This is a genomic window from Pseudarthrobacter linnaei (assembly GCF_055412825.1).
The window spans coordinates 48854-74179 of the sequence record NZ_JBVAYX010000003.1 but is presented as its reverse complement, the minus strand read 5'-3'; the positions used below and the strand labels follow the sequence as shown (position 1 = coordinate 74179).

Annotated in this window: 24 protein-coding genes; 14 read left to right on the top strand and 10 right to left on the bottom strand. The window is 67.8% G+C overall.

Annotated elements, in window-relative coordinates:
* The first annotated feature begins 23 nt into the window (after positions 1-23).
* Complete coding sequence (locus ACZYZ3_RS04125) at positions 24-1088, top strand: Gfo/Idh/MocA family protein (protein WP_463962571.1); 1065 nt, start codon at positions 24-26, stop codon at positions 1086-1088.
* Positions 1089-1183: 95 nt separating this feature from the next.
* On the opposite strand, the gene ald is transcribed toward ACZYZ3_RS04125, so the two are convergent.
* On the bottom strand, positions 1184-2302 hold the full coding sequence (ald, locus tag ACZYZ3_RS04120; RefSeq protein WP_463962570.1) for an alanine dehydrogenase: 1119 nt from the start codon (positions 2300-2302) through the stop codon (positions 1184-1186).
* Positions 2303-2557: 255 nt separating this feature from the next.
* On the opposite strand from ald, the gene ACZYZ3_RS04115 reads away from it, so the two are divergent.
* Positions 2558-3775, top strand: a complete 1218-nt coding sequence (locus tag ACZYZ3_RS04115) for a PucR family transcriptional regulator (protein ID WP_463962569.1) — start codon at positions 2558-2560, stop codon at positions 3773-3775.
* 12 nt (positions 3776-3787) lie between these two features.
* Here ACZYZ3_RS04115 and ACZYZ3_RS04110 read toward each other — a convergent pair whose 3' ends face one another.
* From ACZYZ3_RS04110 to ptsP, 3 genes are all read right to left on the bottom strand, one after another.
* The gene (locus ACZYZ3_RS04110) at positions 3788-4096 is read right to left on the bottom strand and encodes a hypothetical protein (RefSeq protein ID WP_463962568.1); all 309 of its coding nucleotides are present in this window, start codon (positions 4094-4096) and stop codon (positions 3788-3790) included.
* A gap of 74 nt (positions 4097-4170) precedes the next feature.
* The gene (locus ACZYZ3_RS04105; RefSeq protein ID WP_463962567.1) at positions 4171-4593 is read right to left on the bottom strand and encodes a helix-turn-helix domain-containing protein; all 423 of its coding nucleotides are present in this window, start codon (positions 4591-4593) and stop codon (positions 4171-4173) included.
* A 56-nt stretch (positions 4594-4649) separates the two neighbouring features.
* Positions 4650-6335, bottom strand: a complete 1686-nt coding sequence (ptsP, locus tag ACZYZ3_RS04100) for a phosphoenolpyruvate--protein phosphotransferase (RefSeq protein WP_463962566.1) — start codon at positions 6333-6335, stop codon at positions 4650-4652.
* 212 nt (positions 6336-6547) lie between these two features.
* Between ptsP and ACZYZ3_RS04095 the strand changes: the two genes are divergently transcribed.
* The 4 genes from ACZYZ3_RS04095 (at position 6548) to ACZYZ3_RS04080 (ending at position 11173) form a co-directional block, all read left to right on the top strand.
* Positions 6548-7267, top strand: a complete 720-nt coding sequence (locus ACZYZ3_RS04095) for a TetR/AcrR family transcriptional regulator (protein WP_463962565.1) — start codon at positions 6548-6550, stop codon at positions 7265-7267.
* A 58-nt stretch (positions 7268-7325) separates the two neighbouring features.
* A complete protein-coding gene (locus ACZYZ3_RS04090) occupies positions 7326-9326 on the top strand; it encodes a PTS mannitol transporter subunit IICBA (RefSeq protein WP_463962564.1) in 2001 nt (666 codons plus the stop codon).
* Entirely contained in the window at positions 9326-10474 is a 1149-nt protein-coding gene (locus tag ACZYZ3_RS04085; RefSeq protein WP_463962563.1) for a mannitol-1-phosphate 5-dehydrogenase, read from the top strand. Before ACZYZ3_RS04090 ends, ACZYZ3_RS04085 begins: the two co-directional genes overlap by 1 nt.
* A 174-nt stretch (positions 10475-10648) precedes the next feature.
* Positions 10649-11173: a GNAT family N-acetyltransferase gene (locus ACZYZ3_RS04080; RefSeq protein WP_463962762.1), complete on the top strand. Its 525-nt coding sequence runs from the start codon at positions 10649-10651 to the stop codon at positions 11171-11173.
* Positions 11174-11276: 103 nt separating this feature from the next.
* On the opposite strand, the gene ACZYZ3_RS04075 is transcribed toward ACZYZ3_RS04080, so the two are convergent.
* Together ACZYZ3_RS04075 and rraA are read right to left on the bottom strand one after the other, a co-directional pair.
* Positions 11277-12728: a sugar porter family MFS transporter gene (locus ACZYZ3_RS04075; RefSeq protein WP_463962562.1), complete on the bottom strand. Its 1452-nt coding sequence runs from the start codon at positions 12726-12728 to the stop codon at positions 11277-11279.
* Positions 12729-13008: 280 nt separating this feature from the next.
* Positions 13009-13485 (bottom strand): ribonuclease E activity regulator RraA, encoded by a 477-nt coding sequence (rraA, locus tag ACZYZ3_RS04070; protein ID WP_463962561.1) that lies wholly within the window; start codon positions 13483-13485, stop codon positions 13009-13011.
* Positions 13486-13598: 113 nt separating this feature from the next.
* On the opposite strand from rraA, the gene ACZYZ3_RS04065 reads away from it, so the two are divergent.
* From ACZYZ3_RS04065 to ACZYZ3_RS04040, 6 genes are all read left to right on the top strand, one after another.
* Positions 13599-14915 (top strand): MFS transporter, encoded by a 1317-nt coding sequence (locus tag ACZYZ3_RS04065; RefSeq protein ID WP_463962560.1) that lies wholly within the window; start codon positions 13599-13601, stop codon positions 14913-14915.
* Positions 14916-15098: 183 nt separating this feature from the next.
* Positions 15099-15719 carry a TetR/AcrR family transcriptional regulator gene (locus tag ACZYZ3_RS04060; protein WP_463962559.1) on the top strand — a complete coding sequence of 207 codons (621 nt, stop codon included), beginning with the start codon at positions 15099-15101 and terminating at the stop codon, positions 15717-15719.
* Between the two features lie 301 nt (positions 15720-16020).
* Positions 16021-17229, top strand: coding sequence for an NAD(P)-dependent malic enzyme (locus ACZYZ3_RS04055; protein WP_463962558.1), 1209 nt, complete (start codon positions 16021-16023; stop codon positions 17227-17229).
* Positions 17230-17358: 129 nt separating this feature from the next.
* Positions 17359-17859, top strand: a complete 501-nt coding sequence (locus tag ACZYZ3_RS04050) for a DUF456 domain-containing protein (RefSeq protein WP_463962557.1) — start codon at positions 17359-17361, stop codon at positions 17857-17859.
* Between the two features lie 38 nt (positions 17860-17897).
* A complete protein-coding gene (locus ACZYZ3_RS04045; RefSeq protein WP_463962556.1) occupies positions 17898-18887 on the top strand; it encodes a hypothetical protein in 990 nt (329 codons plus the stop codon).
* Between the two features lie 72 nt (positions 18888-18959).
* Positions 18960-19325: a nuclear transport factor 2 family protein gene (locus tag ACZYZ3_RS04040; RefSeq protein ID WP_463962555.1), complete on the top strand. Its 366-nt coding sequence runs from the start codon at positions 18960-18962 to the stop codon at positions 19323-19325.
* A 3-nt stretch (positions 19326-19328) separates the two neighbouring features.
* Here the strand turns inward: ACZYZ3_RS04040 and ACZYZ3_RS04035 are convergent, their stop codons facing one another.
* Positions 19329-19979 (bottom strand): LysE family translocator, encoded by a 651-nt coding sequence (locus ACZYZ3_RS04035; protein WP_463962554.1) that lies wholly within the window; start codon positions 19977-19979, stop codon positions 19329-19331.
* A 103-nt stretch (positions 19980-20082) separates the two neighbouring features.
* Between ACZYZ3_RS04035 and ACZYZ3_RS04030 the strand changes: the two genes are divergently transcribed.
* Positions 20083-20538 carry an Lrp/AsnC family transcriptional regulator gene (locus ACZYZ3_RS04030; protein WP_463962553.1) on the top strand — a complete coding sequence of 152 codons (456 nt, stop codon included), beginning with the start codon at positions 20083-20085 and terminating at the stop codon, positions 20536-20538.
* Between the two features lie 724 nt (positions 20539-21262).
* Here the strand turns inward: ACZYZ3_RS04030 and ACZYZ3_RS04025 are convergent.
* The 3 genes from ACZYZ3_RS04025 to ACZYZ3_RS04015 form a co-directional block, all read right to left on the bottom strand.
* Positions 21263-21820, bottom strand: coding sequence for a hypothetical protein (locus ACZYZ3_RS04025; protein ID WP_463962552.1), 558 nt, complete (start codon positions 21818-21820; stop codon positions 21263-21265).
* 92 nt (positions 21821-21912) lie between these two features.
* Positions 21913-23373: a WXG100 family type VII secretion target gene (locus ACZYZ3_RS04020; RefSeq protein ID WP_463962551.1), complete on the bottom strand. Its 1461-nt coding sequence runs from the start codon at positions 23371-23373 to the stop codon at positions 21913-21915.
* A gap of 117 nt (positions 23374-23490) precedes the next feature.
* A complete protein-coding gene (locus ACZYZ3_RS04015) occupies positions 23491-23949 on the bottom strand; it encodes an Lrp/AsnC family transcriptional regulator (protein ID WP_463962761.1) in 459 nt (152 codons plus the stop codon).
* A gap of 474 nt (positions 23950-24423) precedes the next feature.
* Between ACZYZ3_RS04015 and gluQRS the strand changes: the two genes are divergently transcribed.
* On the top strand, positions 24424-25320 hold the full coding sequence (gluQRS, locus tag ACZYZ3_RS04010) for a tRNA glutamyl-Q(34) synthetase GluQRS (RefSeq protein WP_463962550.1): 897 nt from the start codon (positions 24424-24426) through the stop codon (positions 25318-25320).
* Positions 25321-25326: the final 6 nt, after the last annotated feature.

The following is a 25326-nucleotide window of genomic DNA, read 5'->3' as shown; positions in this document are numbered from 1 at the left end:
GCCCACGGGGGTAGCGTGGGACCATGACAACAGACTCCACCCGGCCCATTCGCACGGCCGTCGCCGGCTTCGGCCTCTCGGGTGGCGTCTTCCACGCCCCGCTGCTTGCCGCCGACCCCGCGTTCTCCGTCGAGGTGATCTCCACCTCCGACGCCGGCAGGCAGGCGGCCGCTTCCGCCCGGTACCCCGGCACCCGGATTGTGGACGCCCCGGCGGACATCCTCGAGCTCGCCGGCGAACTGGACCTGCTGGTCCTGGGAACCCCGCCGGCCACCCACTACCCGCTCGCGAGAGCCGCGCTGGAAGCCGGACTCGACGTCGTCGTCGACAAGCCGTTCACCGTGCGCAGCGACGAAGGCGGGGAACTGATCCAGCTCGCCGCGCGGCTGGGACGCGTGCTCACGGTCTTCCAGAACCGGCGCTGGGACGGCGACTTCCTGACCGTCCGCGGACTGCTGGAGCGCGGCGTGCTCGGCACCGTCACGCGGTTCGAATCCCGCTTCGAACGCTGGTCCCCGGCGGTCGCGAAGGCATGGAAGGCGACCGCGACGGCGGACGACGGCGGCGGGGTACTGTTCGACCTCGGCACCCACTTGCTGGACCAGGCCGTGCAGCTGTTCGGACCCGCCACCCTCACGCATGCGGAACTGGATGCCAGGCGGCCCGGCGGGATGACCGACGACGACGTGTTCCTCGCCCTGCGGCACGAATCCGGTGTGACCAGCCATCTCTGGATGAACATGCTCTGCGCCCAGCAGGGACCGCGGTTCCGGCTGCTGGGCAGTGCGGGCGGCTTCACCAAGAACGGCGTGGACCCGCAGGAGCCCTTTATCGTGGCCGGCGGCAGCCCGCTGGACCCGGACTATGGGATCGAGGACCGGGACTGGGCCGGGCTGCTCGGCCGGGATGGCCACCTGGACCGGCTGCCCACCGAGCGCGGCGCCTACCCGGAGTTCTACCGGCTCCTGGCGGCGAAGATCCACGACGGCGGGGCGGCCTCGGCGCTGCCGGTACCGGTGGATCCGGCGGGCCCGGTGGAGGTGCTGCGGCTGATTGAGCAGGCCCGGGCCCTGGCCAACCGGCGTTAAACAGCAATCGGCTGCTCCGTAACGGCCGTTTTGGGGGTCCCAAAGGGCGGTTACGGAGCAGCCGATGCGGCGCCGGCTATGCCGGGATCAGCTGGTTACGCGGAAACCAGCTCGTGCCAGTCGGCGACGAGGGGCAGGTTGTGCGCCTCGGAGACCGAGCGGTGCGCCACCTTGCCACCGGCAATGTTGAGGCCGGCGGCGAGGGCGGCGTCGCGTTCAAACGCGGCCTTGACGCCCAGGTTGGCCAGGGCGACGGCGTAGCGCAGGGTGACGTTGGTCAGTGCGTAGGTGGAGGTATTCGGTACGGCGCCCGGCATGTTGGCCACGCAGTAGAAGATCGTGTTGTGGACCTTGTATGTCGGTTCCTGGTGCGTGGTGGGGTGCGTGTCCTCGAAGCAGCCGCCCTGGTCCACGGCGATGTCCACCAGCACGGAGCCGGGCTTCATCCGCGCAACCAGCTCGTTGGTGACCAGCTTCGGGGCCTTGGCGCCCGGGATCAGCACGGAGCCGATCACCAGGTCGGCGTCGACGACCGACTTCTCGATTTCGTACGCGTTGGACGCCACGGTCTTCAGGCGGCCCTGGTACTGGGCGTCCAGTTCGCGCAGTCGATTGATGTTGATGTCCAGGATGGTGACGTCAGCGCCGAGGCCGATGGCCATGGCGGCGGCGTTGGTGCCGGCAACACCGGCGCCGAGGACAACGACCTTGGCGGGGCGGACGCCCGGTACGCCGCCGAGCAGTACACCCTTTCCGCCGGCCGGTGCCATCAGCGAGGTGGCGCCGACCTGGACGGACAGACGGCCCGCAACCTCGGACATCGGGGCGAGCAGCGGCAGCGCGCGGCCCTCCTGGACGGTCTCGTAGGCGATGGCGGTGACGCCGGAGTTGATGAGCTCCTGTGTGAGCTCCGGCTCGGCAGCCAGGTGCAGGTAGGTGAAGAGGACCAGGCCCTTGCGGAAGCGGTGGTATTCGGCCTTGACCGGCTCCTTGACCTTCATGACCATGTCGGCGCGGGCCCAGACGTCATCGGCCTCGACGACGATTTCGGCTCCGGCGATGGCGTATTCCTCGTCCGTGATGCCCGAGCCCAGGCCCGCGCCGCGCTCCACGAGGACCGAGTGGCCGTGGGTGCGGAATTCGTGCACGCCGGCGGCCGTGATGGCGACGCGGAATTCATTGTTCTTGATCTCTTTGGGGACACCGATGATCATGTGTGGGCTCCAATGCTGGTGGCCTGCGGGCCGGGGTATTCGGGGAAGTCGTACTTCCAGAATAAATCCGGCTGTGAGGGAAGCGACAGGCGCCGCCTCGCTGGGGCGGCAGCCTTCCGCGGGAATCCGGGCTTTTCCAAATACCGGGCTGGACATTTGTCGACCCGGCAAGCGTCAGGTGTCGCCTGCTGTCCGTTGGGGCGGTGTTCGCCGCGGCGTTGGCTGCGGAAGCGGCATCCGCAGTAGGGTTGCAGCATGCAGCAGGACGTCGAACAGCTCGTGGAGCAGGTCGCGCTGCAACTGGGCCGCGGGCTCTCACTTGAGGATCTCGACGGCCTGCTGCTCGCCTACAGCTCCAACCAGTCGCACGCCGACCGGGTCCGGGTGAACTTCCTGCTCAGCAAGCGCGTCCCGGTGGACGTCAGCGCCTGGCAGCTCTCGCACGGGATCGCGACGGCGGTCCGCCCGGTGGTCGTGCCGGCCAACGCGGAACTCGGGATGCTGGGCCGCGTCTGCGTTCCCTTGCTGGTGCGGGGCTTCAGGGTGGGCTACCTGTGGGTCCAGCTTGACGCCGATGAGCCGAACGCGACAACGGTCCTCGCCCAGCTGCCCGGGGTGGCCCGGGAGCTGGAGCAGCTCTCGGCCCTGCTGCTGGAGTCCAACACGGCCGAATCCGAATTCCGCCGCCGCCGCGAACAGGAATTCCTGGCCGCCTGCCGGGGCGAGTCCAACGCCGTCGCGGCCGTGGCCGGCTGGAAGGAAATCCAGGGGCGCGGACCCTGGCAGCTGGTGACGGTGCTGGATGCGGACGGCTGGGCGGAAGGATCGGACCCGATCGCCTCCACGCTGGTCCACCGCTCTGCCGCGCTGCAGGCCACCATCGGCGTGGACGCCACACTGTTCAGCGCCGGCACGGAGACCCACGCGGTCGTCTTGTTCAGGGAATCGGCCGGCCGAGCGAACCACGCCCAGGTGCTGGTCCACTACCAGCTTGAGCTGGCCAAGCGGTCCGGCCGGCCGGTCCACCGGATCATCCTGGGCACCTCCGAGGGCTTCGCGCGGCCGCGGGAACTTGCCGATGCGTACCGGCAGTCCCGGCAGGCCGCGCAGGCCGCTGCGGTGGATCCCCAGCTGGGAGAACTCGTGGACTGCCGCGCCACCGGGATCTACCAGCTGCTGGCCTCCGCCGGCGGCGGGGCGGGGGCATGGGCGGACGCAGGCTCGGTCTATTTCCGCCGCCTGGAGGACCACGACCGGAATCACGAGCTGCTGCCGGTGCTGGAGCTGTTCTACGACAATGACGGATCGGTCCAGGAAGTGGCGGACAAGCTCCACCTGCACCGGAGCAGCATCTACAACCGGCTGGGCCGGATCCGCCAACTGCTCGGCGTCGACCCGCTCAAGGGGATGGTGCGGCTGGAACTCCACGCTGCGCTGAAGGCGCGGCGCTGGGCGGCCCGCCCCAGGATCTAGGGGGCCGTCGGCTTAGGTGCCGCGGCCCTCGCGTTTGGGCTGCTCGGCCTGGGGTCGCCGGTCCGGTGCGGATCCGGCATTGTCAGCATCCGTGGCGCGGCCCGCCGCAGTTTCCTGGGCTCTCTTCCGGGCTGCTTGCTGCGCTGCTTCCCTTCTGCGGAGCGAGATCCGGCTGTCCATCCACATGGAGACGGCCACAAATGCGACGCAGCTGGACATAAAGGCGGCCGTATTGTTCAGCCCCATGGAGTTTCCGAGGATGCCTGTGAGCACCATGGCGGCAATGCCAGCCACGATGTGCCACCCTTTGAACTTACCCACAATCCAAGCGTAACCCCGGCCTTCCCCGCGTTTCCGCGCAGGGCCGGGATCGTTGTTTGATCCTTATCACGCCGTCACGAAGCATCCGCGGTACCGTCATCCCCGTGGCCCGGAGCGCCGCCCGCGGTACTGTTCTTCTTCTGCTTTTCCAGCCAGGCCATGACGTCGGCGAGCCGGATCCGCCGGTGTGTGCCCCGGTATTCGACCGGGATTTCGCCGCGGTCCGTCAGGTTCCGCAGGTAGGTGTGCGAGATCCCGGCCAGCTCGGCCGCCCGGGACGTGGTCAGCATTTCCTCGACGCTGCTGACCGTCACCGCCTCGCCCCGGCTGAAGCGCGCCAGCAGGTCCACGACGGCGTCCCGCGCCTCGGGCGGCAGCCGGTGGACGGTGCCGTCCACGAACACCGTGATGTCGTCGCTGCCGTTGAGGGCGTACCGGAGCTTCTGCGCGTCCTCCGCCGGAAGGGCGGCCGTCAGCCGGGGAGCAATCAGTGTCATGGAGTGCATCCTAGCGCCCCCGGATCGGCCCCACACCACCACTGCCTGCTGCGGCGCTACAGCCCGAGCTCCTCGAGGACCGGCAGCTTCGCCCGGACCCAGGCGCGGCCCTCGGTGGCGCTCGGCGCGGAGAGGGCCAGTTTGGCCAGCTCCTGCGCCTCGGCCAGGGTGACGGTCTTCAGCACGGCCGCCACGGCGGCGAGGGACCGGGCCGTCATGGACAGGGTCGAGACGCCCAGCCCGGTGAGGACGACGGCGAGGGCCGGATCCGCGGCGGCCTCGCCGCAGACACCGACCGGTTTGTTGTGGCCCTCCGCGGCGGAACCTTCCACGGTGAGGCCGACGAGCCGGAGCACGGCGGGCTGCCACGGGGTGTTCAGCGCCGCGAGCGGGCCGAGCTGGCGGTCGGCGGCCATGGCGTACTGGGTGAGATCGTTGGTGCCCAGGCTCGCGAAGGCCACCTCCCGGAGGATGGCCTCGGCAGTGAGTGCCGCGGACGGGACTTCCACCATGACGCCGGGGGTCTTGAGTCCGGCCTCGGCGCACAGCGTGGCGAAGCGGGCAGCTTCCTCCGCGGTGGAAATCATCGGCGCCATCACCCAGACGTCCGCCTCGGACTCCTGCTCGGCCCGGGCGATGGCCTGCAGCTGGCGCTCCAGCACGCCCGGCGTGGTGAAATCGGTGCGGTACCCGCGGACGCCGAGGGCGGGGTTGGGTTCCGTGGCGTCGGTGAGGAAGGGCAGCGGCTTGTCCGCGCCGGCGTCGAGCGTCCGGAGCACCACCTTCTTGCCCGGGAACGCGTCGAAGACGCCCTTGTACGCGGCGGCCTGTTCGTCCACGGTGGGCTCGGTGTCCCGCTCCAGGAAGCAGAATTCGGTCCGGAACAGCCCCACCCCCTGCGCGTTCAGCTTCGCGGCGGCCACGGCATCCTTGCCGCCGCCGACATTGGCGAGCAGCGGTACCAGGTGGCCGTCCGCCGTCGCGCCGGTCCCGTCAAAGTCCGCCAGCAGCGATGCGGTGGCGGCCCAGTGCTCGGCGGCGGCACGCTGCGAGCCATCCGGGTCCACGGTGATCAGTCCGGCAGCGCCGTCCACGTAGACCTCGGTGCCGTCCGGAAGCTGGTCGACGCCCGGTGCGGCGACGACGGCGGGAAGGCCCAGCGAGCGGGCAATGATCGCGGTGTGGGACTGCGGCCCGCCGCCGGCTGTGAGCAGCGCCAGGATCTTCTCCGGATCCAGGGTGGCGGTGTCCGCCGGGGCGAGATCCTCGGCGATCAGGATGAACGGGGTGGGGGAAGACGGGATGCCCGGGGCGGGCACCCCGCGCAGTTCGGCGACGATCCGGGCCCGGACATCCAGGACGTCGGTGGCCCGCTCTGCCATGTAGCCGCCGAGGTTGTGCAGCATCTCCGAGACGGAGGCGCCGGCTTCCCAGATGGCACGCTGGCCGGAGGTGCCGCGGCCGATCAGTTTGGCGGCGGACTTCATGAGCATCGTGTCCGTCGCCATCAGGGCCGTGGCTTCCAGGACAGCCTTGCCGTCGCCGCTGACCGTCCCGGCCCGGGCCTTCAGCTCGTCGTGGACGGCCTTCGCCGCCGTCTTCAGTGCCGCGGTCGCCTCCTCGGCCGTGACACCGGCCGGCAACAGCTCCCCGGCGGGCGGTTCGCTGACGGGTTTGGGCATCTGGCGGATGGTTCCGATGATGCGGCCGGGGCTGACCCCTACTCCTGGGAAGTTCTGCACTGAAGGTCCTCATTCTCTGCCGTGGGCCGGTAAGCCGGGTCAGGTACTGCCGGAGCCGTCCGATCCGGGCCGGACGTTCCGGATCGGATTTTCTGGATCGGACGGTCGGCCCGGTCCGCCGACAGCTACGTCGGCGGACGGATACTGGTACCTGAAAAAATTGTATGTGATGCACTTCATATAGCGTTGCTATAGGTGCTAGGGTAGCGGTTATGAGTTTCGATGGCCAGCTTCCGCCAAAGACGCGGCTGCTGCGTGCGGCGGCGGAGTTGCTGGCCAACTCCGCCGGGGGCGCGGTCTCCACCCGCCAGATCACCCAGCGGGCCGGCGTCACCGCGCCGACCCTCTATCACCACTTCGGTGACAAGGAAGGGCTGTTCGACGCGGTCGTCGCGGCAGGTTTTGAGGAGTATGTGGCGGGCGAACGCGACTTCGCCCCGTCGGGACATCCGCTGGAAGATATCCGGCGGATGTGGGACAACCACGTGCAGTTTGGGCTCAACCAGCCCGAGCTGTACCTGGTCATGTTCGGCAATATCCGCCCCGAGAGCCGCCCGGTCGTCGTCGCCGACGCCGAGGGCCTGATGGTGGAAATGCTGAACAAGGCCGCCGTCGCCGGCCAACTTAACGTCCCTCCGCAGGAAGCGGCCAGGAGCATCCTGGCTGCCAACGTCGGGGTGACACTCATGCTGATTACGGAAAAGGCGCCCGAGCGCAACCTCGAGCTGTCCACGATGACCCGCGACGCCATGATCTTTGCGGTTTCCTCGGAACAGGCCAAAGACAACGGTCCTGAAGCGTCCGGGAAATCCTCAGTGGTTGTGGCGGCGATCGCCCTGAACGCGGCACTGCAGGCATCGCACTCGGACCAGCTCTCCAGCTCGGAACTCAAGCTCTTCCTCGAATGGCTCCACCGGATCTCCACCAGCTAGCCTCGCGAAATTATCGGACCATCCTGCGGTGCAGCAGGAATGACGGTTAGGAAATCAGATGGCAACAGAGACAGTTGCGAAACCCCGGACAAGCGTGCGGGTAGGCGTCCAGAAATTCGGGACCTTCCTGTCCGGAATGATCATGCCCAACATCGGCGCGTTCATCGCGTGGGGCATCATCACGGCGCTCTTCATCCCGGCGGGCTTCCTGCCCAACGAGGAGCTCGCCAAGCTTGTCGGGCCCATGATCACCTACCTGCTCCCGCTCCTGATCGGCTATACCGGCGGCCGGATGGTCTACGGCGTGCGAGGCGGCGTCGTGGGCGCGGTGGCCACCACGGGCGTGATCGTCGGAACGGACATCCCCATGTTCATCGGCGCCATGATGCTGGGCCCGCTCACCGCCTGGCTCATGAAAAGGCTGGACAAGATCTGGGAAGGCCGGGTCAAGCCGGGCTTCGAAATGCTGATCGACAACTTCTCGGCCGGCATCCTGGCCGCCGGCATGGCGGTCGTTGGCATGTTCGTGGTCGGCCCGGTGGTGAAGGCCTTCAGCGACGGGGCCAGCGCCGTCGTCGAATTCCTCGTCATCAACGGCCTGCTGCCCTTTACCAGCATCTTCATCGAGCCCGCGAAGGTCCTGTTCCTGAACAACGCCATCAACCACGGCATCCTCACGCCCCTGGGGACCCAGCAGGTGCTCGAGGAGGGCAAGTCCATCCTGTTCCTGCTCGAGGCCAACCCCGGTCCGGGCTTCGGAATCCTGCTCGCCTACTCGATCTTCGGCACGGGACTGGCCAGGGCGTCCGCGCCTGGTGCAGCCCTGATCCAGTTCGTCGGCGGTATCCATGAGATCTACTTCCCGTACGTGCTCATGAAGCCCATCATGATCCTCGCCGCTATCGGCGGCGGCATGACCGGCATCTTCACCCTGGTGGTCACCGGTGCCGGGCTCCGGTCGCCGGCGGCCCCGGGCAGCATTATCGCCGTCTACGCGGCGACCGCACGCGACAGCTACGTCGGCGTGACCCTCTCCGTGCTGTTCGCCACCACGGTGTCCTTCCTGATCGCCTCGGTGATCCTGAAGGCCAGCAAGACCCCGGTGGGCGCCACCGAGGAAGAGGCCCTGGGAGCCGCCACCGTCCGGATGGAGGAAATGAAGGGCAAGAAGAGCTCGGTGTCCTCCCTGCTTACGGGGTCCGGTGCTGCCGCCGGTGGCGTCGCCGTCCTCGCCGGGCCGGTCAGGAACATCGTCTTCGCGTGCGACGCCGGTATGGGCTCGAGCGCGATGGGCGCCTCGGTGCTGCGGAACAAGATCAAGGCGGCCGGCTTCCCGGACGTCCTGGTCACCAACTCCGCGATCGCCAACCTCAGCGACACCTACGACGTCGTCATCACGCACCAGGACCTGACCGAACGGGCCAAGCCGGTGACCGCCAGCGCCGTGCACGTCTCGGTCGATAACTTTATGAACAGTCCCAAGTACGACGAGATCGTGGAGCTGGTCAGGTCGAGCAACACGGAGATTGGAGCCGACGCTCCGGCCGCCGCCGCCACCGCTCCGGCCGCCGCCGCCACCGCTCCGGCCGCCGCCGCAACGCCCGAAGCTCCCGAGGAAACCGGCCCCGCCGGCATCCTCGTGGCCGAGAGCGTCGTGTTGAACGGCACGGCCACCACCCGCGACGCCGCCATCGACGAGGCCGGCCGGCTCCTGCTGGACCGCGGCGCCGTCGACTCCGGCTACCTGGACGCCATGCACGAACGCGAGGAATCCGTCTCCACTTATATGGGCAGCTATCTCGCGATTCCACACGGCACCAATGCCGCCAAGGACCACATCATGAAGTCCGCGGTCTCCGTGATCCGCTACCCGAACGGCATCGACTGGAACGGCAAGGAAGTGAAGTTCGTGGTCGGCGTCGCCGGCATCAACAACGAGCACCTGCACATCCTGTCCTCCATCGCGAAGGTCTTCACCAACAAGGCCCAGGTGGCACAGCTTGAGGCGGCTACCACGGTCGAGGAAGTCCTCGACCTGTTCGGAAAGGTCAATTCCTAGTGAAGGCTGTTCATTTCGGAGCCGGAAACATCGGGCGCGGATTCGTGGGGCTTCTGCTGCACGAGGCAGGGTATGAGGTGGTGTTCGCGGATGTCGCGGAGGACCTGATCACCCAGCTGGCCGCCGCGGACAGCTACCGGGTCCACGAGGTGGGGGAGCACCCCACCGTCCGCACCGTGGAGAACTTCCGCGCGCTCAATTCCGGCAGCCAGGAAGCGGAGGCAATTGCGGAGATTGCGACGGCGGACGTCGTCACCACCGCGGTGGGGCCGCACATCCTCAAGTTCGTGGCCCCGGTGATCGCCAGGGGGATCGCCGCCAGGGCCCCCGGGCTCGCTCCGCTGCAGGTGATGGCGTGTGAGAACGCCATCAACGCCACGGACATCCTGAAGTCCGAGGTCTCCGCGCAGTGGGACCCGGCCGCGGGATCCCTCGACGCTGCCGCCGTGTTCGCGAACACGGCGGTGGACCGGATTGTGCCCAACCAGGAAGCCGGGCAGGGGCTGGACGTCACAGTGGAGACCTTCTACGAATGGGTCATCGACCGGACACCGTTCGGCGGTGCGGTGCCGGTCATTCCGGGTGCCACGTTCGTGGACAACCTGGAGCCGTATATCGAGCGGAAACTGTTCACCGTGAACACCGGACATGCCGCGGCCGCGTACTTCGGCTTTGAGGCCGGGCTCGGGAAGATTTCCGAGGCCATGGCCGATCAGGACGTCGCCGCCGATGTGCGCGCCGTCCTGGACGAAACCAAAGAGCTCCTCGTGGCCAAGCACGGCTTCAACCGCGACGAGCAGGAGGCCTATGTCCAGAAGATCCTGGGCCGCTTCTCCAACCCGCATCTGCCGGACACCGTGAACAGGGTGGGACGGGCGCCGTTGCGCAAGCTCAGCCGGCACGAACGCTTTATCGGTCCGGCAGCGGAGCTTGCCGAACGCGGAATCGTGCCGGAGGCCCTGCTCGGCGCGGTCGCCGCGGCCCTGCGCTTCAACGACCCGGCCGACGCCGAGGCCGTGGAGCTCAGGCAGATCCTGGCGTCCTCCAGCGCCGGCGAGGCCACCGCGAAGATCACCGGCCTCGCCCCGGACCACCCGCTGTTCGCGGCCGTCTCCGCCCTGGTCGACGACGCCAAAAACTCCGTCTAGTCCGTTTCCACTATCGCCGAAGCACAGACGCCGACGCCGGAACTCACCCGAGTTCCGGCGTCGGCGTCTGCGTCAGCAGCGGCCCCCACACCCGCCGGGGTAATAAATAATGCCCATGCTTCTGGGAAACATGGGCATCAGCTGTCACCTCGCGAGGCGATAGGGCAATCTGGGCTGGTGACCTTGAACCCCCGTGACCGGACCACCTTGCTGACTCTCAGCGTCGACGGCGGGACGTTCCGCTTGCGCCATGCCGAACGCGCCGATCTACCCGAAATTCTCCGGCTGCTGGCAGATGACCAGCTCGGGTCTAGCCGCGAGGACACGTCCGATCTGGCCCCCTACGAGCAGGCGTTTGCCGCGATAGACGCCGACCCGGCGCACCTCCTGCTCGTGGGGGAGCTGGCGACCGCGGACGGGCCCGTTACCCGCCTGGTGGCGACGTTCCAGCTCAGCTTCCTGCCGGGGCTGTCCCGCAGGGGTTCGTGGCGTGCCCAGCTGGAGGCTGTGCGGGTGGGGAGCGAGCTGCGCGGCCAGAGCGTCGGGGCGGCGATGGTGCAATGGGCCATCGATGAGTCGCGGCTCCGCGGCTGTTCACTAATGCAGCTCACCACGGACAAATCCCGGACGGCCGCCCACCGGTTTTACGAGCGGCTCGGGTTCGTGGCGAGCCACGAGGGCATGAAGCTCATTCTGTAGCCCCAGTGGCCGCCGAGGTGACAGATAATGCCCATGTTTCGGCGAAACATAGGCATTATCTGTCACCTCGCGAGGCCGAAGCGTGCGCCGCGGTGCTCCCGTCTCAGGCCTTGACGGAATCCTTCGCGGAGCCCTTCGGGACGAAGAGGGTCTCGGCGTGCTCCAGGGACATTCCGTTGGTCTCGGGGACCTTGAACTTCACGAAGAAGAACGACGCCGCCGCGAACATCGCGTACATGGCGTAGGTCAGGGGCAGGGAGGCAGCCGCCATGACCGGGAAGCTCAGGGTGATCGCGAAGTTGGCGATCCACTGGGCGGCCGCGGCGAGGCCCAGCGCGCGGGCGCGGATCCGGGACGGGAAAATCTCGCCCAGCAGCACCCAGACGAGCGGGCCCCAGGACGCGCCGAAGCTGATCACGAAGACGTTGGCGGCCACCAGGGCGACCGGGCCCCAGGCGCCGGGCAGCGAAATCGCGTCGCCGGTCCCGGTGGCGGACCCGAAGGCGAGGGCCATGGTGCCCAGCGAGACGGCCATGCCGATGGAACCCGCCAGCATGATGGGCCGGCGGCCGATCCGGTCCACGAGGGCGATCGCGACAAGAGTCACGAGGATGTTCGTGATGGCGGTGGCCACGGAGATCGTCAGCGAGTCCTTCTCCTGGAAACCGACGGCCTTCCACAGGGTGGTGGAGTAGTAGAAGATCACGTTGATGCCGACGAACTGCTGCAGCACCGACAGGATGATCCCGATCCACACCACCGGCTGCAGGCCGAACGCCTTGCCGCGCAGGGACCCCTTCTGGCCCGCGACCTTGTCTTCCTCGATGGCCTTTTTGATGTCACGCAGGTGGCGGTCCGTGTCCTCGTTCGGGGCGATGGACTGGAAGATTTTCAGGGCTTCCTCGTCCTTGCCCTGGAAGACCAGGAACCGCGGCGACTCGGGCAGGGTGTACGCAATCCAGCCGTAGACAACGGCAGGCACGGCGCCGGCGAGGAACATCCAGCGCCAGGCCTCAATACCGAACCAGAGATCCTCGCCGGCGCCGCCGGCGAAGTTGGCGAACAGGGCGTCCGATAGCAGGGCGGCGAAGATACCCGTGGTGATGGCGAGCTGCTGGAGCGACGCCAGGCGGCCGCGGACGTGGCGCGGGGAGATCTCGGAGATGTAGGCCGGGGCGATCACGGAGGCCAGACCGATGCCCAGGCCGCCGACGAGGCGCCAGAAGATGAGGTCCCACACGCTGAACGCGAAGCCGGTCCCGATGGCACTGACCAGGAACAGCAGCGCGCCGATCTTCATTGCCGGGATGCGGCCGTAGCGGTCAGCGACTTTCCCGGCCAGATAGGCGCCCGCGGCGCAGCCAAGGAGGGCCACGGCGACGGCGAAACCGGTCACAGCCTGACTCAGCGCGAACTCGTCCTTGATGGCGTCGACGGCGCCGTTGACCACGGAGGAGTCGAAGCCGAAGAGGAAGCCGCCCACGGCGCCCGCCACGGCCAGCCAAATGACCCGTTGGGGGATCCTGGCTACGGTCTGGTCTTGGGTGGTTGTCATCTGGCTCCCTCGGCATTTCGCGTTCGACGGCCTGCGGCCGCAGCTACCAAGTTTTGCACCGGAGCCAGAGCGGTGCATGTCGCAGGGTCAAAAGTGAGACGAAACATACAGTTTGGCGGCACCGTGCCGCCGTCGGATACTTCCTGCCGGGGACGGGCCGTCACTCCGCGCACTCTTTTGCCGGCCCCGCCCCTGAAGAAGCCCGGAGCTGCGCGAGACAGCAACGGCAGGCAGGCCATAAGGCTGCCTGCCGTGACGCCACGCGCTGTCCGGAAGCGGGTTACCGCTCGAGCAGGATCCCGTCCGGGTCGCACCAGATCATCGCGCCGGGCCGGAAGAGGACGCCGTCGATCTCCAGTTCCACGTCGCTCTCGCCGGCGCCTGCCTTGGCGCTCTTCCGCGGGTTGCTGCCCAGCGCCTTCACCCCGAGCGGCAGCCCGGCGATGGCCGTCCGGTCGCGGATGGCGCCGTTAATGACGACGCCGGCCCAGCCGTTGGCGACGGCGCTTGCCGCGATCAGGTCCCCCATCAGGGCCGTGCGCAGCGAGCCGGCGCCGTCCACCACCAGGACGGCACCGTCCCCGGGGGTTGCGAGGGTCGACTTGACCAGGGCGTTGTCTTCGAAGCAGCGGATGGTCCGGACCGGGCCGCTGAAGTGCGTGTTGCCTCCGAGAGACTGGAACTGCAGTGCCACGGAATCGAGTTCCTCGCCCCGCTCGTCGTAGAGATCGGCGGTATTAACGGCGGATGCGGCCATCGGGTCTCCTCTTGCTGGAAATAGGGGTGGATCGTGATCCCCACGATAGTCTGGCCCCACACTGATCTTCAGCGCGTGGAGCCAGCAGCCGTTTCCGGGGGGAACCGAATTACATGAGCCTGTCCGATCTGTCCGGAGCAGCGCCGGACCCAGCCCGCAGCAGCCCTACCGCGGGAAGCCCGGCGGCGGCGGCGCTCACCGAGCCCGAAAGGGCAGTCCGCCCCGTCTGGGTCACCGGCGTCGTCCTCGTCAACGTGGGCATCAACGCGGCATTTTTCGGCCCGCTCCAGGTGCTCCTTGGCCAGCAGGCCGCCGCGTTCAGTGAAGGTGACAAGGAGGCCATCCTCGCCCTCGTCACCGGAGCCGGTGCGGCGGTCTCCCTCGTGGCCAATCCGTTGTTCGGTGCGTTCAGCGACCGCACCACCTCACGGCTGGGCCGCCGGGTGCCCTGGGTCCTTTTCGGGGCCATCCTTGGCGCCGCGGCCCTGATCGCGCTCGCCGGGGCGCCGAACGTTGCCGTTATGGCGCTGCTCTGGTGCCTCGTGCAGGCCGGCTGCAACGGAGCCTATGCCGCCGTCACCGCTGCCATCCCGGACCGCGTCCCCGTGGCCCAGCGCGGCACCGTGGGGGGCTTGGCCGCCATGGGCCAGACCGTCGGCATCCTCGTCGGCGCGGTGATCGCCGCAGCGGTAACCGGGAACTTCGCCGTCGGCTACCTCGTCTGCGCCGTGGCGCTGCTCGCCGGCGTCGTGCTGTATTTCTTCAAGAGCGACGACGTCCCGCTCCCCGCGGGGGCACGCCCGCCGTTCAGCCTGGCCGGCTTCGCCAAGGGCTTTTGGATCTCCCCGGTGCTCTACCCGGACTTTGCCTGGGCCTGGCTGACCCGGCTCCTGGTGAACATCGGCAATCATATGGTCACCCTCTACCTGCTCTTCTTCCTTAAGGACGCAGTCCATCTTCAGGAGACGCAGGGCATCGCGCCGGAGTTCGGTGTCCTGGTCCTGACCGGCCTCTACGCGGCGATGGTGATGGTGACCAGTGTGGTCGGCGGCCGGCTGAGCGACCGGACGGGGAAGCGGAAGCCGCTCGTGATCATCTCCTCGATCATCATCGCGGCGGCCTCGCTGATCCTGGCGTTCGCGCCGAACTGGACCGGAGCACTGCTGGGCGCCTCGGTGCTGGGAATCGGCTTCGGCTGCTACCTGGCGGTGGATTTCGCCCTCATTACCCAGGTGCTTCCGACTTCGCTGAGCCGCGGAAAGGACCTGGGCGTCCTCAACGTCGCCAATTCCCTGCCCCAGGTGCTCGCTCCGCTCATTGCCTTCCCGTTCGTCACGCTGTGGGGAGGCTACGTTTCGTTGTACGTGGCGGCGGCCGTCATCGGGCTGCTGGGGGCCGTCTTTGTGGTCAAAATCAAGGGCGTCGACTAGGCCAGGACCCGCCGCGGGGTTGCTCCCGCCGGCACTGTTTGTGACTGGCTTCCGGGCCGGGAGCGTGGCGTATAGTGGACGGGAATTGCCGCGGCAGCGCTGTGGGGGAATCCCCCCCCGGCTGCCGAGAAAACCGACCCCGGAACGGCGCTGATGCCTGAATTTCACTCAGAACTTCCACCGATGGCCCCTCCGCCCACCCTGCCCCGGCAGCGGCTCCGCTACACCCGGATCCTCGACGTCGCCGGCGGGTTCGCCCGCAAGGGCCTGGACTCCGTCGTCCTCTCCGAAGTCGCCGCCAAGGCCGACGTCCCGCTGGGCACGCTGTACCGGTACTTTCCCTCCGCCACACAGTTGGTGCTGGCGCTCTACCGCAAGCAGTTGACCGAGCTGCACGCAGCCTCACCCGCGAAGAAATCCCTGGGACGGACCGCGACGCCGCCCGCACGGACCGCCGGGGGCGACGCAGGGAACGCCGACGGCGACGTGCCGGCCCCCGCGCTCGTCGGCGTCGTGATGGAAATCTTCCACATGCGCCTTATGCAGCCTGCCGTGGAGCAGTGCCTGAACAGGGCCGTTTACACCAAGGACACGGACGCCACAAAGCTGCTCCGGGAGATCGACTCCGCTGCCGAGAAGGCCGTCACGGCTGTGAGCAGCGACGCCGCCATCTCCCGGGTTCTGCTGCTGACCGTCACTGGACTGGTCCAGTCCGTCCGATGCCGGCGGTTGTCCCTCTTTGAAGCCGAGGAGGACCTCAAAAAGGCGTGTTTCCTGCTGACATCCGCCCGCCGACCGACGTAATTGGTCTAGACCAATCGGATAATTTACCGGCCGGTAGTGGCACTTTTCCGTGATCGAGACCGCCCACATGTCGGGATAAACGTTTAACCAAGGCCGGCGTATGTCGCGGGACACATCACGGCCGGTGAAATCTGTTTACCATTGCAGAACCGGAGCGGCCCAGCCGCCTGCAGTACCCGGAGCTCCACCGCAGACCCACCAACCCTGGGTCGAGGCTGACGTTCCCCAGACCATCTTGAGCATCCCTGTGCTTGAGCTTCCATGTGCCGTACGCCCACGGTGAGCCCCAGGAGACAACGAAGTGTCCACTGAAACGATTAACCCCGCCGACGCCACGTCCCCCGAGCCTGCAGTTGCGCTCAGCGACGAGGAAATTTTCGCATCCCACCAGGGCGGCAAGCTTTCAATTTCCAGCACCGTGCCGCTCGCCAGCAAGCGCGACCTGTCCATTGCCTACACGCCCGGCGTCGCCCAGGTCAGCCGCGCCATCGCGGCCAACCCGGAACTCGCCAAGACCCTCACCTGGGCCCAGCGACTCGTGGTCGTCGTCAGTGACGGCACGGCGGTCCTGGGCCTTGGCGACATCGGCGCCAGCGCCTCGCTGCCCGTGATGGAGGGCAAATCGGCCCTCTTCAAGGCCTTCGGCGAGCTCGACTCCATCCCGCTGGTGCTCAATACCACCAACGTCGACGAGATTGTCGAGACCCTCGTCCGGCTGCGCCCGAGCTTCGGCGCCGTCAACCTTGAGGACGTCTCCGCGCCGCGCTGCTTCGAGCTCGAGGAAAAGCTCATCGAGGCCCTCGACTGCCCCGTCATGCACGATGACCAGCACGGCACGGCCGTCGTCGTCCTCGCGGCCCTGACCGGTGCCGCCAAGGTGACCGGGCGCGGGCTCGGGAAGCTGCGCGTTGTCGTTTCGGGCGCCGGTGCCGCCGGGATCGCCGTCGCGCAGATGCTGCTCACCGCCGGGATCAGCGACGTTGTGCTGCTGGACTCCCGCGGCGTCATCAACAGCGAGCGTGCGGACATCGCCGCCGATCCCGCCAGCAAGAAGGCCCAGCTGGCCAAGAGCGGCAACCCGCGCGGCGTCTCCGGCGGACCTGCCGATGCCCTGCTGGACGCCGACGTGTTCATCGGGGTCTCCTCCTCCCAGCTGGCCGAGGAACACCTCAAGCTCATGAGCCAGGACTCGATCGTGTTCGCCCTGTCGAACCCGGACCCCGAAGTCCTGCCGGAGGTCGCACGCCGGTACGCGGCCGTCGTCGCCACGGGCCGCAGCGACTTCCCGAACCAGATCAACAACGTCCTCGCGTTCCCCGGCATCTTCCGCGGAGCCCTCGACGCCGGCGCCCGCCGGATCACGCCGGCGATGAAGCTGGCTGCGGCGCGTGCCATCGCCGCACTGGCCGACGAGGACCTATCCGCCGACTACATCGTCCCCAGCCCGCTGGATCCGAGGGTGGCGCCGGCAGTGTCCGCCGCCGTCGCCGCGGCGGTTGAAGCCGAGTAGCCACAGCAGCACAGACGACGACGGCGGCGCTTCCTTGGGGGATGCGGCGCCGTCGTCGTTTTCCTGGTGCCGGCCGATCGAAGCCCGGGCGGGCCGGAACCACAGGCCCTCGCGCCTTAGACTGGGGCGATGAACCCCGAGACTGTTGTGACGATTCTCTGCGGCCTCGCCATCCTGGTAGGCGTGGCCGGTACCGTCATCCCCGTATTGCCCGGAAGCATCCTGATCGGACTAAGCCTGCTGGCCTGGGCCATCTGGGGCGGCGCCGGGACCACCGGCTGGGTGGTGTTCGGGATTGGCATGGTCTTCGTCCTCGCCGGAATGGCCGCCAGCGCGGTCCTGACCGGCCGGAAACTCAAACAGCACAGCATTCCCGGCCGCTCGGTGGTGGCCGGTCTGGTCCTCGGTGTCGTGGGGATGTTCATCATTCCGGTGGTGGGCCTGTTCGTCGGTTTCGCCGCCGGCCTGCTGCTCAGCGAGCTGCACCGCACGCGGGCCATCGGCACCGCCGTGGCCTCCAGCTGGGCCGCCTTGAAGGCCACCGGGCTGGGCATGATCGTCGAGTTCGGACTCGCCTGCCTTGCCGGCAGCACCTGGGTGATCGGCCTGTGGATTTCGGCCGCGGCCTAGTCTGCCCGCGGCCTCCCCGCGCCTACTAGCATGGGTGTATGAGCGCCGGACCAGGACCATCCGCACCCCGCCCAGCCCTGTACCGCGACCTGCGCGACCTGGCGCCGTTCCGCACGCCGGTCATCCGGACGCCTGTCCGCGGCCTCGCCGAGGGCGTGGGCGGCGCGGTTTCCGGAGTCCTGGCCGGGCGGATCCGCGGCACCCTGCCGGTGGAGGGCGGCGCGCCCCGGCTCGGAAAAGTGGGCGGCAGGACCCCGGGCAGGGCAGCGAAGGCCGTGCACGCCGCGATCTTCGGCAGCTCCGACCCGAACCGGCTGATCGCCCTGGCGCACACCTACCCCGGGTGGGCCGGGCTCTGCTACCTGATGGCAGGGCTGCAGAGCTACGCCCAGAGCGGCCACCTGCGCGCTGCAGAACTGCTCCAGCGCGGGATGCTGACCAGGAACGACGACGACGCGAACCGCTACGCCTCCGCCTACCTGGCCCGTGTCATCACCCGGGTGGCCGTCGCCGAGCGGGTCGAGGTTCCGGTCCTGTTCAGCGAGGAGGCGGTGTTCCTGGCGCTGTCCCATTCGCTGCGCGAGACCGGACAGACGGAGACTGCCCTCGCAGCGCTGAACGGGCTGCCCCCGTCGTTGCCCATGGCACTGGCGCGCTGCACACTGGCCGCCTCGCTGGGACGGCACGAGGAGGTGGTGGCGGACACTGAAGGGCTGCTCAACGGCGATGACCTGTCGGCGGCACTGCTCCTGGTGCGGGCACGCTCGCTGCGGAAATTCGGTGCCAATGCGGCCGCCCGTGCCGCGCTGCAGGAGGTCCTGCGCCGACGCTCGACCGACTTCACGCTCCGCAGCGATGCCCTCACGGACCGGGCACTCCTGCTGCTGGACAACGGACGGAAGGCGCTGAGCCGGCTGGAGCGGCAGCATCGCCAGTCCGCAGACCTGGAGACGGTCCGGGCCCTCCGCAAGGACGCGGAACTCCACGAGCTCTGGGACCGCGAATACGGCCGGGCCGACGACGACTGAACCAGGGCGAGGTGTTCCGGACCGGATCGATGACCCTTGCGGGCCCCCGGAAACAGGGAGTACAACCGAGGGATGAGGGATGCGGCAGCGCGCTGGGTGCAGCACTACATCCTGGCCTGGACGTCCAACGAGCCCGAGGACATTGGGGCGCTGTTCACTCGGGACGCCGTCTACTCCACCCGCCCGGATGATCCCGAGCCGTGGAACGGGCGCGAGCAGATCGTGGCGCGCTGGATCGCCAGCCGTGATGAGCCGGGGGACTGGACGTTCGAGTGGAAGCTCCTCGGCGTCGACGGCGGCAGGGTCTTCGTGCAGGGCCGCACCGACTACCGCGGGGACGGCCGGAGCTACGACAACCTTTGGATCATCCAGCTCGCAGGCGACGGCCGCGCCACAGCTTTCACCGAGTGGTACATGCCGCGCGCAGCGGCTGGCTGAGGTTCAGCCACGGGAGAGGGCCGGGCCCAGGAGCGGCAGCAACTGCTCGGACAGCAGGACGGTGCCCAGGGCCACCATGATGATGCCGCTGGCGAGCGTCACTTTCCGCGCCGCACCCGGCCGGGAGTGCAGCAGCCTGCGCGCCAGCAAGGCGACGGCGCTGTAGACCACGCCGACCAGGAGAACAAACGTCAGGCCGAGCAGGCCGGACTGGACGGGCACAGGCAGGGACGCCTCGGGGCTGACAAACTGCGGCACCAGGGCCACATAGAACAGCAGGCCCTTGGGGTTGATGCCGCTCGTTCCCATGCCCTGCAGGAACGTCCGGAACTGGTTCGCCGGAGCCCGCACCTCCGCGCGGCCGAAACTCGCCCCGCGCCAGGACCGGATGGTCGTCAGCCCGAGCCACAGGAGGTAGGCCGCGCCGGCGACCGTCAGCCAGCCCAGCACGCCGGGGACCCCGGTGAGCAGGGCGGCCAGACCCGCCACCAGCAGCACGGTGTGCAGCACGTAGCCCCCGCAGAGTCCCGCGACTGCGGGCACGAAACTGCGCTGCTTCAGGCCTGCGGTGATGGAATAGGCCCAGTCCACCCCCGGAGTGCAGGCCAGGGCGCCGGCAACCAGCAGGAAGGCGAGGAAAAGCTGGGGGTTCATGGCGGTCTCCTGGGGTCTGGGTACAGGGAAAGTCTAGGAAATTAATCGCCGAAAGTGTTCCCTCTTTTCGCGGGGAAAGCTCGTCAGGGGGTAAGATTATTGCGTGATAGACAGCCTGGACAGAAGTATTTTGCGCTACCTCAAAGAGGACGGCCGCATGACTGCGACGGCGCTCGCTGCCAGGGTGGGACTGACCGTCGCGCCCTGCCACCGGCGGCTCCGCGATCTGGAAGCCTCCGGCGTCATCCGCGGCTACCGCGCCGACATCGATCCCTCGGCCCTTGGGCTCGGGTTCGAAGCGATCGTCTTCGTCACCCTGCGCCAGGTGGACCGGGCCACGATGGAGATTTTCGAGAGCCGTGTGGCGGACAACCCGACTATCGTCGAGGCGCAGCGGCTGTTCGGTTCCCCTGACTACCTGCTGAAGGTCATCGCTGAGGACCTGCCCGCCTACCAGCGTTTTTACGACGCCGAACTGACGTCGCTGCCCGGCGTCGAACGGCTGACGTCGACACTGGTCATGAAGAACCTGAAGACCAACATCGGTCCACCCGTATAGGCCGTACCGGGGCTGTTTCGGAATTGTCATTGCGGCTACCCGACGGGGCTGACGTGCACGATGTTCGAAGTCCGGCCGCGTGTCCGTCGTCAAAAAGCGGATGCGGTCCGTCTGCCTGTGGATCTCGCCGCTCGGGCCCGCGATGGTGAGCGCGATCTTGCCCGCGCCTTTGGTGCTGATTTCCGGACCCGGTCCGCCGTCCGCCACCCCTACCGCTGACTTGAGGAGTTCGCCGCCCGTCATGTCCAGGCGCGCCCTCCGGCTGACCTCTATCTCCCGAACACCCGCAGCGTCGAGGGCGGAGGGTTCGGAGGATGCCGCCGGGCTTCCTGTGGCCCGGGCCGGTTAGGAGGAAGAAGAGTCGTGGGATGGCGGAAGGGCCGGTTGGCAGCCGGTGATCAGGAGGCTTGAGCCCAGGGCTGCTGCCGCGAGTGCGGGGCCCAACCCCTCGTGCGTGCATTCGTCGGCGTCTGGGGCAACGCCGGGACGTCCGCACCGTAGAAGTTGTCTTTCATCTGTCCCCCGATTTTTGCTGCGCCAGCTAACTTCCCGGTCCCCGCGGCAGCGACTCTGGATGGCCAGCCGCAAATCGGGGGCTCCAGTCCGGCCCACGCTGACCGACGCGGCGTCGAACGGCGCACAGTGGCACCGGTCAAGAGCTCTCTGTTCCAGTCGCGACGAACTTGTAGACCTAAAGCGATCCGCCAGGCCGAGCCTGGCGCCGTCAAGGCTTCCCGGTCGCCTCGATTTTCTCCGTTGCTTCAGGGGTGTAGAACTTGTCCGCGAGGTGCACGGAGTAGATGAACGTCGTCCGGCCGGTGTCGGCGTCGGAGTAGATTTCAACGGAGTACACGGTGCCTGTCAGGTTGCCGTAGCCGGGGTACCACTTCTCCCTCCGGGGGTTCTCCTGGGACGCAGCGCCGAACGGTGCCGCCTTTCGGACCAGGGCAAAACCCAGTTCGTCGCCCGCCTTGCGGAGCTCCTCGTTGGCGGCCGGCACGTCCGGACGGGTGACGAAGAAGTCGATGTGGTCCACGGCGTTGTCCGCGCCGCGCCGGATTCGGATTGTGTCGGTCGCCATTTCGACCACGCCGTTCGGCGTGGTCATGGAGACCGCGATAGGCCGATCCGATTCGGCCGCAACCAGTGCGCCGTCGGAATCCTGGCCCAGGCCCAGCTCGGACATCGTCAGCGGGCGGCGGGTGAAGTCGAAAACTGCCGTGTGGGCATTTTTGATCCCGGCAATGCCGGCGGGGGTGAATTGGGAGTTGCCGTTAGCCACGATCGGTTCCTTGTCGTTTGAAGCCGGAGGGGATGCCTGTCCGCAACTGCTCAGAAGCAGTGACGACATAACTATCATCAGCAGTCTGGTTTTCACGGGGCTCCCAGCGGTGTTCGTAGTTCCTTCGGTACCATCCGATAGCTTTCCACACGATCAGCCATGGGCTTCGTCATTTCGCCGTAGGGGTTGTCCTCGCCGTGAAGCCAGTCCTCGTAAGCGCCCAGGGTGTCCCGGTCGATTAACTCCCAGCGGTCCTCGCGGACCGAGATGTTGCCGTGGTGCCCGTCCAGCCCCACCGGCGGGAACCTGCCCGTGTCGATGTAAGCGGTCACGGCCGGGAACTGCTCGTAGTAGGACTTGGCGCCTTCGATGCTCGGTTCGCCAAGGACCGTCATGGCTTCGGTAAAGGCAACGCCGCTGGTGCGGTCCCGGACATCATCGTAGTCGTCGGCGATGACGTAGTTCTGTTCCTGGTCGGCCATATTATAGGAGGCCTGGTGCAACGCTTCCTGCTGCGCCGGGGTGAGCTGGTGGTACCCCTGAGGATCGGAGTAGCCGGGGACGGAATCGATGGCGGTCCACGCCTCGTTCATCCGCGGGGAAACGATGCCGGCTGCCTCAAGACGCTGGATCTCTGCCATGCCTCCCTGCTGGTACGCATGGTGCTGGGACCCGATATCGGAGAAGATTTCTTTCTGCATCGACAGGAAGGACGTCTCGTAGTAGCCGAGGTCCGCCGCTCCCAGGCCGGCGATGGCGGCCAGCGCAGCTGCCCTGCGGGGATCCGCCTCGGCCAGGAAATCCGCCACGTCTTCGCCGGTCTCGGCGAGGTCATGAAGGATCGCCATGTCCTCAAAGCCTGCGATGAACGTCGGTCCCACCTGGTTGGCCATTCCGATCCATTCCATCCGGGGATCGTTCCGGTAGAGCTCGGCGTAGAACGCATAGACCCGATAAATATCGGCCCGGTTATGGCTAACACCGAGGGAAGGATCCCAGTGGGCGGGATCTATGCCGGCAGCGCGCATGGCAGATTCACTCCAGTACAGCTGGAGAACGTCCGCGTAGAAGTTCGGTCCTCCGTCGGAGCCGGTCGCGGGCAGGAGGCCGGAGTCCACCAGCTGGTCCACCACCCCCTTGGCGGCATCGGCATGTGCCTGGTCCTGGCGCATCCATGCCCTGAACTCTTCGGACACCAGGTACGATTCCTGTTCTGTCCGGGTCATGCCCGACATCCGGTCGGTGAGCTCCTGGCCGGTCCGGTCATGCCCGGGTGCGCCGGGCAGTCCGGACCCTGCATTGCCGGCACCGCTGTGGCTGGCAGCGTGCTGCTCATCGGCATTGAGCAGCAATGCCCTGGCTGCCGTTCCAATTTCGGCGGCAGCCGCCTTCAGTGCCTTCAGGTGCGCGGCGTTCCAGTCGTTGCGGAAGCGGTCGCCGTCGTGCCCCTTCCAGGGGCTTGTTCCGATGGTGCCGCTGAGCTGCCGCCCGAGCTGGTCGAGCTGTTGCGCACCAGCTTGCAGTTCCCTGGCGAGCCGGCGTAACTGGGCCACGTCCGCCCCATAGCAGTTGCCCGCCACAATTTCCCCCTGATTGATTGCCCCGGTCAGCCTAACCGTATTCCGGGTGGGCAGCGATGGGGAGGACTCCCCGCCGCCGGGGCTGCCATGTCAGGAACCGAGCAGCCCGGTGGTGCGGTAGGGGATGACCTCGCGCAGGAACATGCTGGTGGAGGTCCGCACGATTCCGGGGCAGAGCCGGATTTCCTCTGAGACGCGGTACAGGTCGTCCGGGCTTTTCGCCACCACCCGGATCAGCAGGTCCGTCTCGCCGGCCGGGGCGTGGCATTCCAGCACTTCCGGGATGTTCCGCAGCGCAGCGATCGCCTCGTCCAGGTGGCTTTGGTCCAGCTCGGCGCTGACCGACGCCGCCACGCCGCGGCCCAGCGCGGAGGGCAGCACCCGGCTGCTGTTCGGGCGGAGCGAGCCCGAGGCCGTCATGCGCTCCAGGCGCGACTGCACGGTGCCGCGGGCCAGACCCAGTTTCTGGGCCAGCACCATGATGGGCAGCCGGGGATCCTTGTCGAGGGCGAGGAGGATTCGCCGGTCGGTCGCGTCGAGTTCCTGCAAAATGACCACTTCCTGTTCCTTGCCCCGGCTGGAGTTGGTCAGATTGACCAGGGTAAGCGGGGCCCGTTGCACCAACTGTAGGACTTCTGTTGAAATAGTGACAACAAAGGGACGAGGCCACCGCCGGATCCCAACGGCTACAAGTACCCCGGCACACCACCCGGATCTTGGATGAGGCTTCCCGCAAGGAACCCGCCCGCTGATTGACTCTTGTTCACACCATCGTCTTTCCGCACCAATCTCCGCATTCGCAGTGCCATGGCCCGGAGCAACGCCCCGGGTCCGGCACGGCAAGAGCCCCTGAGCCACCGACGTCGGATTTCCGAAGTCATCGGTAGCTGAGGGGCTCTTGTGCTGTGCCCCCACAAACCAACGCGGGGTCACCTCCGGCCCGTATTCCGCCCCGCTATGGGCCGGAGGTGACCCCGCGTTGCAGTTGAAGGTGCCGGGGGCGGCGGCGCATAGGCTGGTGCCATGACTTCAGCCGGCCGCTTCGCCCCCAGCCCCTCCGGCGAACTGCATGTCGGCAACCTCCGCACGGCGGTCCTCGCCTGGCTGTTCGCCCGGTCCACCGGCAGGCGGTTTCTCATGCGGGTGGAGGACCTGGACCGGGCCCGGGCCGGCGCCGAGGCGGAGCAGCTCCGGGACCTGGCCGCGATCGGCGTCACCTGGGACGGCGGTATCGTCCGCCAGACCGACCGCGAGCCCCTCTACGCCGGGGCGATCGCCGAACTGACCGCGGCAGGCCTGACCTATGAGTGCTTTTGCACCCGCCGCGAAATCCAGGAGGCGCCGTCCGCGCCGCACGCACCGCAGGGGGCCTACCCGGGCACCTGCCGGAACCTGTCGGGGCCCGAACGCGCAGTCAAGCGCGCCGTCCGGCCCGCGGCCGTCCGGCTCCGGTCCGCCGTGACCGCGGCGACGGTCCAGGACGTGCTGCACGGCAGCTACACCGGAGTGGTGGATGACTTCGTGCTCCGTCGCAATGACGGCGTGACGGCCTACAACCTCGCCGTGGTGGTGGACGACGCCGCCCAAGGCATCGACCAGGTGGTCCGCGGCGACGATCTCCTGCCCTCCACTCCCCGGCAGGCCTACCTCGCCTCGCTGCTGAATATGTCTGTCCCGGAATATGCACATGTTCCGCTGGTGCTGAACGCCGACGGCGCCCGGCTGGCCAAGCGCGACGGTGCTGTCACGCTCGCGGACCTTGCGGCCGCCGGCATTCGGGCGAGCGAGGTGCGGGACGCGCTGCTGTCATCCGTGGGGCTGCCGGCCGGTCCGTTGGGACAGGCGCTCGCCGTGTTTGAGCCCGCCAGGCTGCCGCGGGAGCCGTGGATCTGGCCAGGGATGGCCGGGCCGGACGCGTAGGCTGGA